The sequence below is a fragment of the Pseudomonas sp. 5.2 genome, assembly GCF_059025405.1.
Genome location: NZ_JBYBHH010000026.1, coordinates 1 through 9,656 on the forward strand (window position 1 = coordinate 1; position 9,656 = coordinate 9,656).

The following is a 9,656-nucleotide window of genomic DNA, read 5'->3' on the forward strand; positions in this document are numbered from 1 at the left end:
CACAAGGCTGCTCCTACAAAGGGCGGGTCATGTGATCACTGCGGTACCGGCATCGCCAGGGTGATGCAGAAGGTAGTACCGGCCTGCTCTGTCGATGTGACCGAAACTTCACCTGCATGCGCCTGGGCTATCTGCCTGACAATAAACAGCCCCAGCCCAATGCTGCCGGCCTTTGCAGCCCGTTGCTGGCCACGTACCAGCGGCTCGAACAGGCGCCCAAGCAGCTCGGCAGGGATGGGTACGCCCCAATTGTGCACGCTCACGGTAGCTGCACGCCCATAACTGCGCGATGTCACTTGTATGGGCGCACCGCGCTCGCCATAGGCGACGGCATTGGCGACCAGGTTGCTGACGGCTTGATGAAGGCGGTCCTTGTCGAACAGGGCGCTGCGCTCGCCCAGGTGCAGGTGAATCAAGGGGTAATCGGGGCAGGTCAGGCGCAGCTCTTCCACGCATCTCGCAACAGCCTCTGACAGGTCGCACAGCACAGGATGCAGGGCAATGCCCCGCCCTTCTTGCAGCAACGTGTAGTCCAGAAGGTCCGCCACCAGCCGCTGGGCCCGCGCCACCGAATCGCTGATGGTGCCCAGCAGCTTGAGCGTATCGGCAGTGTGCTGGCGACGCGACAGCAGCTCTGCAGCCATGCTCACGGCCTGCAGCGGTGTACGCAGGTCATGGCAGACCATGCCCAGCATCTGCTGGGGCGACACGGTCGGCTTGTACATCGGCGCCGGTAAAGGGGGCATAAGGGCGAGGGAAAGCACGGGGCAAACTCCTATGGCGGAACAGGTTCAACGGGAGGCAGGAGCAGCATGTGCCCTCTACCCGGGCGGGTCTGTTCGCTACCGTACAGACCCAGCCTGCCTGCCCCACGCACACTGCTTATCTACCGGTCAGCTCACGGCACCCGACACCCATGGACAACCCTTGGCTTCGCGCACTCAGCTACGTGCAACGCCTGGCCAACCGTGCCCGGCGCTGGCGCGCGCCACGGCACGCGTTCACCTACGAAAGCCTGCTGCGCTCGGAGCTGTACAGCGCCAAGCAACTGGCCGAGCACGGCACCTGGCTCGCCAGCCAGCACCGCTTGAGCCAGTTGCCTGCCGACGATTCGCTGCTCGACCGCCTGGCCGATAACGAACGCATGCTCTACGCAAGCTGTACCGCCCTCGCCGCCGCCCCGCCCGACTCACGCCCGACGCTGCCTGCCGCGCAGTGGCTGCTCGACAACTTCTACCTGGTCGAAAGCCATATCCGCATCGCCAAACGCCACCTGCCCAGCGATTACAGCCTGCAACTGCCCCGGCTAGACAATGGCGCCTCTAGCGGCTTGCCGCGGGTCTATGACATTGCACTGGAAACCATCTGCCACGGCGATGGCCGGGTCGACGTCGAGAGCCTGAGCCACTTTGTCGAGGCCTATCAGCAAACCGCCACGCTGACCCTGGGCGAGCTCTGGGCGATCCCGATCATGCTGAGGCTGGCGCTGATTGAGAACCTGCGCCGCGTGGCCGCCCGGGTCATGGCCAACGGGGCGGACCGCGACCTGGCCAATGGCTGGGCCGACACCCTCAGCGAAACCGCCGAACGCGATGCCAAAAGCGTGGTGCTGGTGGTCGCCGACATGGCCCGCTCAGAACCACCGATGACCGCCGCCTTCGTCGCCGAGCTGGCCAGGCGGCTGCAGGGCCACAGCAGCGCGTTGACCCAGCCACTGGCCTGGATCGAGCAACTGCTGGGCGAGTCGGCAATGAGCATCGAGCGCCTGGTGCAGCTCGATGCGCAACAACAGGCCATCGACCAGGTCTCCATCAGCAACAGCATCGGCAGCCTGCGGCTGCTGTCGACCGTGGACTGGCGGCTGTTCGTCGAACACCTGAGCCATGTCGAGCAAGTACTCGGCCAAGACCCCGCCGCCGTGTACGCAGCCATGGACTTCGCCAGCCGTGATCACTATCGGCACATCGTCGAACGGCTGGCGCGGCACAGCGCCTTCAGTGAAGAACAGGTGGCACACACCGCCATCGAACTGGCACGTGCCGCAAGCGCGACGTCGCACTCACAGGCAGCCCACGTCGGCTATTACCTGGCAGGCGCTGGCCTGGCGTTGCTGGAACAGCGCCTGGGGGCGCGGGTGGCGCTTGCCGAGCGCTGGCAGCGCCTGTTGCACCGGGCACCGCTGGCGTTCTACCTGGTGCCATCGGCACTGCTCTCGTGCCTGCTGGCCTGGGGCTTCGTCGCGGGCATGGCCGCCGAGGGCTGGCCTGCCTGGGCAGTGGCGGCCATGGCCCTTCCCGTGCTGCTGACCACCAGCCGGCTTGCCATCGGCCTGGTCAACTGGCTGGTGACCCTGACCGTGAAGCCTGCGTTTCTGCCACGGCTGGACTACGCCGCGGGGATTCCCGTCGAGGCCCGCACCCTGGTCGTGGTGCCGAGCCTGCTGGGCAACGCGGCCGACGTCGAAGAGCTGGTCGAAGGCCTTGAGGTGCGCTACCTGGCCAACCGTGATGACCACCTGCATTTCGCGCTGTTGAGCGACTTCATGGACGCCCCCACACAAACCTGCGCCGAAGACACGGCCCTGCTCGACCTCGCCAGTGACGGTATTGGTGCACTGAACAAGAAATACGGTGAGCGCTTTTTCCTGTTGCACCGGCCGCGGCTGTGGAACCCCACCGAACGATGCTGGATGGGCCACGAGCGCAAGCGCGGCAAGCTCGCAGCGCTCAATGCCCTGCTGCGCGGACGCGGGGCCGAGTGCTTCATGCGCATCGTTGGCGACCTGCGCACGCTCGATCGGGTGCGCTACGTCATCACCCTGGACACCGACACCCAGTTGCCACGCGATGTGGCGCAGAAGTTTGTCGGTGCCATGCAGCACCCCTTGAACCGCGCCTGCTTCGATGCCGACAGCGGCCGCATCCAGTCAGGCTACGCGATCCTGCAACCACGGGTCGGCATCAGCCTGCCCAGCGTGTCGCGCTCCTCCTACGCCCGCCTGTTCGGCAGCGATGCCGGGGTCGACCCTTACACCCTGGCGGTGTCGGACGTGTACCAGGACCTGTTCCTCAGTGGCTCCTTCATTGGCAAGGGCATCTACGCCGTGGATGCCTTCGAGCGGGCCCTGGACGGGCGCTTTGCCGACAACCGTGTACTCAGCCACGACCTGATCGAAGGCTGCTACGCCCATGCCGGCCTGCTCAGTGACGTGCAGTTGTTCGAGGCGTATCCGGCGCGTTACAGCGCCGATGTAAAGCGCCGCCACCGCTGGATACGCGGCGATTGGCAACTGCTGCCGTGGCTGGTGCCGTGGCTGCGCACCGGCGTCGAAGGCCAGGCGCAGCGCCCGCTGAGCGCGCTGTCGCGGTGGAAGATCTTCGACAACCTGCGCCGCAGCCTGGAGCCGGCCGCGCTGCTGACGGCATTGCTGTGGGGCTGGCTGGCCAGCACCACGCCGCTGCTGTGGACCGTCGCACTGCTGGGCCTGCTGCTGACCCGCCCACTGCTGGACACGCTGCTCGAACTGGTGCGCAAGACCACTGATGTGCCACTGGCCGAGCACCTGCTTGCCGCCCTGCACACCTCGGGCATCTACTTCGTGCGGGCCGGGTTGTCGCTGGCCTGGTTGCCGTTCGAGACCCGCTACAGCCTGGATGCCATCGCCCGCACGCTGTGGCGGCTGACCGTGAGCAAACGCCGGCTGCTGCAGTGGAACCCTTCGCGGGAGGATGAACGCAACAGTGCCGATACCCTGCAGGCGGTGTATCGCGAGCAATGGGTACAGCCCGCCCTGGTGCTGCTGCTGACGGGCGCCTTGGCGCTACACCCCAGTGTCCTGCTGCTGGCGTCGCCCATTCTCGCGCTGTGGCTGCTTGGCCCGGCCCTGGCCTGGTGGCTGAGCCGCACGCGCGGGCGCAGCGTGTTTGCACCGCAGCCCCAGGACTTGCGTTTTCTGCACCGGCTGGCCAGGCGCAATTGGGCCTTCTTCGACCGCCATGTAGGCCCTGCCGACAACTGGCTGCCGCCCGACAACCTACAGGAGCCGCCCTTCCCCAACATCGCTCACCGCACGTCGCCGACCAACATCGGCATGGCCCTGCTCTCGCACTTGGCCGCCCATGATTTTGGTTACCTGACGGCCGGCCCCCTGTTCCAGCGCCTGACCCAGATGCTCGACAACCTGGACCACCTGGAGCGCTACAAGGGGCACTTCTACAACTGGTACGACACCCAGACCCGCGCGCCCTTGCACCCGCTGTACATTTCTGCGGTGGACAGCGGCAACCTGGCGGCCCTGCTGCTGACGCTGAAGCCCGGGCTGCTGGCGATGGCCGATACCCCCGTGCTTGACCGCCGCCTGAGCCAGGGCCTGCTGGACACGCTCGATATCCTGCACGAAACGTTCGCCACCGCAGGCCGGGCTGGCGAACCGCTGGAAGCGCTGGGCAAACAGCTGCGGAAAGCCCATGAGCAATCGGCCCCGTTGCCTGCCTCGTTGATGCAGCAGCTCGCCGAGCAAGTACAAGGGCTGATCCAACAATACGCCCCGCCCGCTACCGAGGCCGACGATTGCCTGTTCTGGCTGGAGGCCCTGCATCAGCAATGCCTGGACCTGGCTGGCGAACTGCACGCCTTGCAACTGCCACCCGGCAATGCGCCGGCGCTTCAGGCAGCGTTGAGCTGGCGCCAGCTTGCGCAGCTAGAGCCGGACCACTGGCCCGCCGACGAACGCCTGACCGTGGCCACCGTCCGCACGCAGGCCTGCCAGCGCATCGAGCAAGCGCACAGCCTGGCGCAGCGGATCGCCGCCATGGCCAGCATGGACTTCAGCTTCCTCTACGACACCCAGCGCGACCTGTTCGCCATCGGCTACAACGCCGATGAACATCGCCTGGACACCGCGTTCTACGACTTGCTGGCCTCGGAAATGCGCCTGACCAACTTCGTGGTCATCGCCCAGGGCCAAGTCCCCCAGGCCAGTTGGTTCGCCTTGGGCCGGCTACTCACCAGCAATGCCGGCGTGCCGGTGCTGTTGTCGTGGTCGGGGTCGATGTTCGAATACCTGATGCCGCTGCTGGTGATGCCGAGCTACGAAGGCACCTTGCTCGACCAGACCTGCCGCGCCGCGGTCGAACGGCAGATCGACCACGGCAACCTGCTGGGCATCCCATGGGGCGTTTCTGAGTCGGCCTACAACGCCTTGGACGCTCACCTGAACTACCAATATCGCGCGTTTGGCGTACCCGGCCTGGGCCTCAAACGCGGCCTGGGCGAAGAACGCGTGGTCGCCCCCTACGCCAGTGCGCTGGCCCTGTTGGTAGCGCCGGGCGCCGCCTGCCGTAACTTGCAACGCCTGAGCACCCTGGGGCTGGCTGGCCGCTTCGGGCTGTACGAAGCCATTGACTACAGCGAGGCGCGCCTCCCCCCGGGCCAGAGCGCCGTGGTGATCCGCTCGTTCATGGCTCACCACCAGGGCATGAGCCTGCTGGCCCTGACTTCCTTGTTGCTGGACAAACCCATGCAACGGCGCTTCACCTCCGACCCGCAATGCCAGGCCAGCCTGCTGCTGTTACAGGAACGCGTGCCGAAAACCGCCGCGCCGTACCTGCATACCCTGCAGGCACCGGCCGTGGACGCGGCAGGCCACACAGGCGAAACCCGGCTACGGGTGTTCAGCGAACCGAACCGGCGCCACCCCGCCGTGCAACTGCTTTCCAATGGCCGCTACCACGTCATGGTCAACCATGTCGGCAGTGGCTACAGCCAGCGCAATGGCTTGGCCGTGACCCGTTGGCGCGAAGACGCCACCCGCGATGACCTGGGCAGCTTCTGCTACCTGCGGGACGTCGCCAGCGGTGCATTCTGGTCAACCACTTACCAGCCCACGCGGCACCGCGGCAGTAATCAGGAGGCTATTTTCAGCGATGGCCGCGCCGAGTTTCGCATCCGTGAAAACGACTTCGACTGCCATACCGAAATAGCCGTGTCCCCCGAAGACGACATCGAACTGCGACGCCTGCACCTGACCAACCACAGTGACCAGCCGCGCACCCTGGAGCTGACCAGCTACGCCGAAGTGGTGCTGGCACCGGCGCTCAGCGATGCCCTGCACCCGGCATTCAGCAAGCTGTTCGTGCAGACCGAACTGGTCCGCCCGCTGCAGGCCATCATCTGCACCCGGCGGCCGCGCTCGCAGCAGGACGCGGTGCCGTGGATGTGCCATGTGTTGGCCGTGCATGGCGCCGACATCGATGCGGTGTCTTACGAAACCGACCGTGCGCGTTTCATTGGCCGTGGCCGCACCCTGGTGGCCCCGGCGGCACTGGACCGCCACACCGAGGCCTTGTCCGACAGTGCCGGGGCAGTGCTGGACCCGATCGTGGCGATTCGCTGCCGCATCAGCCTGGCGCCTGGCCAGAAGGCCACGGTCGACCTGGTCACCGGCGTGACCGACAGCCGCGACGCCTGCCTGCAGCAGATTGCCAGGTACCGCGACCGGCACTTGGCCGACCGGGTGTTCGACCTGGCCTGGCCCCATAGCCAGGTGCAGTTGCGACAGCTGAATGGGTCGCTCAACGATGCCCGGCTGTTCGAGCAGATGGCCGCGTCGGTGCTCTACCCCAACGCAGCGCTGCGGGCCAGCGGCGCCCTGCTGGCCAGCAACCGGCGCAGCCAGTCGGGCCTGTGGGGCCAGGGGCTGTCGGGGGACCTGCCGATCGTGCTGGTGCAGATTGCTGACCCGGCCAACCTGCACCTGGTCAAGCAAATGGTGCTCGCCCATGCCTATTGGCGGCAGAAGGGCCTGGCGCTGGACCTGGTGATCTGGAACGAAGACCAGGCCGGTTATCGCCAACAATTGCAGGAGCAGATCATGGGCATCGTCACCTCCGGCAGCGAGGCTGCGCTGCTCGATCGCCCCGGCGGGATCTTCGTGCGCCCGGCGCAGCAACTGTCGGCAGAGGACCGCACCCTTACCCTGTCGGTGGCGCGGCTGGTGCTCAGCGACAGCCACGGCACGCTGGCCGAGCAATTGCATCACCGCCACGCGCCGCCTGCCCCCGCCGTGTTCGAGGCAACCCTGGCCTACCCCCCGAGCAAACTCGATAGCCGCTCGCTGGCAGACGCACCGGCGCGGGTGCTGGGCAACCGCTACGGCGGTTACAGCGCCGATGGCCGTGAGTACGTCATCGCCCACGCTGATGGCCTGCCACCCCCGGCGCCGTGGGTCAATGTCCTGGCCAACCCACAATTTGGCAGCGTGTTGTCGGAGGCCGGCAGTGCCTATACCTGGTACGAGAACGCCCACGAATACCGCCTGACCCCTTGGCACAATGACCCGGTTTGCGACCCCAGCGGCGAAACCCTTTACCTGCGTGACGAAGACAGCGGGCAGTGTTGGTCGCCCACCCCGATGCCTTGCCCAGGCCCTGGCCGTTATCGCACCCGGCATGGCTTTGGCTACAGCGTTTTCGAATACGCCGACGACGGCCTGGACAGCGAGCTGTGGGTGTATGTCGCGCTGGATGCGCCGATCAAGTTCAGTCGGCTCAAGCTGCATAACCGCTCGACGCAGGCGCGACGGTTGTCGGTGACCTGCTTTGTCGAGTGGGTGCTGGGCGATCTGCGCAGCAAGTCGGCCATGCACGTGGTGACTGAAATCGACCCGGCCAGCGGCGCCGTGTTTGCCCGTAACCGCTATGCCGAGGCGTTTGCCCGGCATGTGGGCTTTGTCGATTGCGACCTGCCCTTGTATGGCATTACCTGTGACCGCAGCGAGTTCCTCGGGCGCAATGGCGATTGCCAAGCCCCGGCAGGCTTGCGCCAGGCGCGGCTGTCAGGGCGCACGGGCGCCGGGCTGGACCCGTGCACGGCCGTGCAGGTCAGCGTCCTGCTGCAAGCGGGCGAAAGCCGCGACGTGGTGTTCCGCCTGGGTGCCGGGCCAAACGCCGAAGCCGCCAGCCACTGCGTGCAGCAATACCGAGGGCTGCGCGCGGCCCTGGACGCTCTGGCAAAGGTCCAGGCCTACTGGCGCGACACCTTGGGCAGCGTGCAGATCGAAACCCCCGAGCCGTCCCTGGATGTGCTGGCCAACGGTTGGTTGCTGTACCAGGTGATTGCCTGCCGTTTCTGGGCGCGCAGCGGCTTTTACCAGTCCGGCGGCGCCATCGGTTTTCGCGACCAACTGCAAGACAGCATGGCCATGCTCCACGCCACCCCAGCCTTGGCACGCCAGCACCTGCTGGCGTGCGCTGCGCACCAGTATGCCGAAGGCGATGTGCAGCACTGGTGGCACCCACCGCTGCAGCGCGGGGTGCGTACACGCTGCTCCGACGACTTGCTGTGGCTGCCGCTGGCCACCAGCCGTTACGTGGCGCTGACAGGCGACCACGCGGTGCTGGACGAGCCGGTCGGGTACCTGCAAGGGCGTGCGCTGAATGCCGGCGAAGAGTCCTATTACGACCTGCCCACCCAGGCGAACCTGGTCGAGAGCCTGTACCAGCATTGCCAACGCGCCCTCGGGCATGCCCTGCAATACGGGGTTCACGGCCTGCCATTGATGGGCAGCGGGGACTGGAACGACGGCATGAACCGCGTCGGTGAACAAGGCCTGGGCGAAAGCGTGTGGCTGGGGTTCTTCGGCCACGAGGTGTTGCGGGCGTTCGCCAGCGTCGCCCTGGGCCACGGCGACAGCGCCTTAGCCCTGCAGTGCAGCCGCCAGGCCGCCACCCTTGCCGAGCACCTGGAGCAGCATGCCTGGGACGGTGGCTGGTACCGCCGCGCCTGGTTCGACGACGGCCAGGTGCTCGGTTCGGCCAGCAACCAGGAGTGCCGCATCGACTCGCTGGCGCAGAGCTGGGCAGTGCTGTCCGGGGTTGCCCCGCATGGACGGGCACGGGCTGCCATGGCCGCGCTGGACAAACACCTGGTGCGCCGCGACATCGGCATCGTCAAGCTGCTCGACCCCCCCTTCGACCACGGCGACCTCGACCCCGGCTACATCAAAGGCTACCTGCCCGGCGTACGCGAAAATGGCGGGCAGTACACCCACGCGGCCATCTGGGCGAGCATGGCCTATGCCAGCCTGGGCGATGCCGCCAAGGCTTGGGAACTGCTGCGCTTGATCAACCCGGTGCGCCAGGGCAGCAATGGGTTGATCGACACGTACAAGGTCGAGCCCTATGTGATGGCCGCCGATGTCTACGCCGTCGCCCCCCACGCAGGGCGCGGGGGCTGGAGCTGGTACACCGGCTCCGCTGGCTGGATGTACCGGCTGATCGTAGAGAGCCTGCTGGGCCTGCAACGCTGCGGGGACACCCTGCGGATTCAGCCGCTGCTGCCAGCGGACTGGCCCGGGTACACCCTGCACTACCGATTCGGCAGTACCCCGTACCGCATTGAAGTACGCAACGGCGCTAATGCCGAACTGACCCTGACCCTCGACGGCCAGCGGCTGGCCCAAGCAGTGCTGCCGCTGAAGGATGATGGCGTACTGCACCAGGTGATCGCCGAGTACCAGCCGTCCCCTTTGCCTATCAACTGAAGGCAGCCAGGAGGCAGCATGTCGTGATCGCTTTTTATCCCGACGACAAGACGTACTGCGTTCAATCGTAACCAACCCATCGCCCCTCCCCACCGGAGGATATGTCCAGCTCGGC

General features: G+C 66.4%; 2 protein-coding genes. One reads left to right on the forward strand and one right to left on the reverse strand.

All coding sequences use genetic code 11. From position 1 onward, the window contains the following. Positions 1–35 precede the first annotated feature (35 nt). Positions 36–764, reverse strand: a complete 729-nt coding sequence (locus tag AC5PZ0_RS26770) for a sensor histidine kinase (RefSeq protein WP_493856079.1) — start codon at positions 762–764, stop codon at positions 36–38. A gap of 152 nt (positions 765–916) precedes the next feature. Between AC5PZ0_RS26770 and AC5PZ0_RS26775 the strand changes: the two genes are divergently transcribed. Further along, on the forward strand, positions 917–9,541 hold the full coding sequence (locus AC5PZ0_RS26775; protein WP_493856080.1) for a glycoside hydrolase family 94 protein: 8,625 nt from the start codon (positions 917–919) through the stop codon (positions 9,539–9,541). The last annotated feature ends 115 nt before the right edge of the window (positions 9,542–9,656 follow it).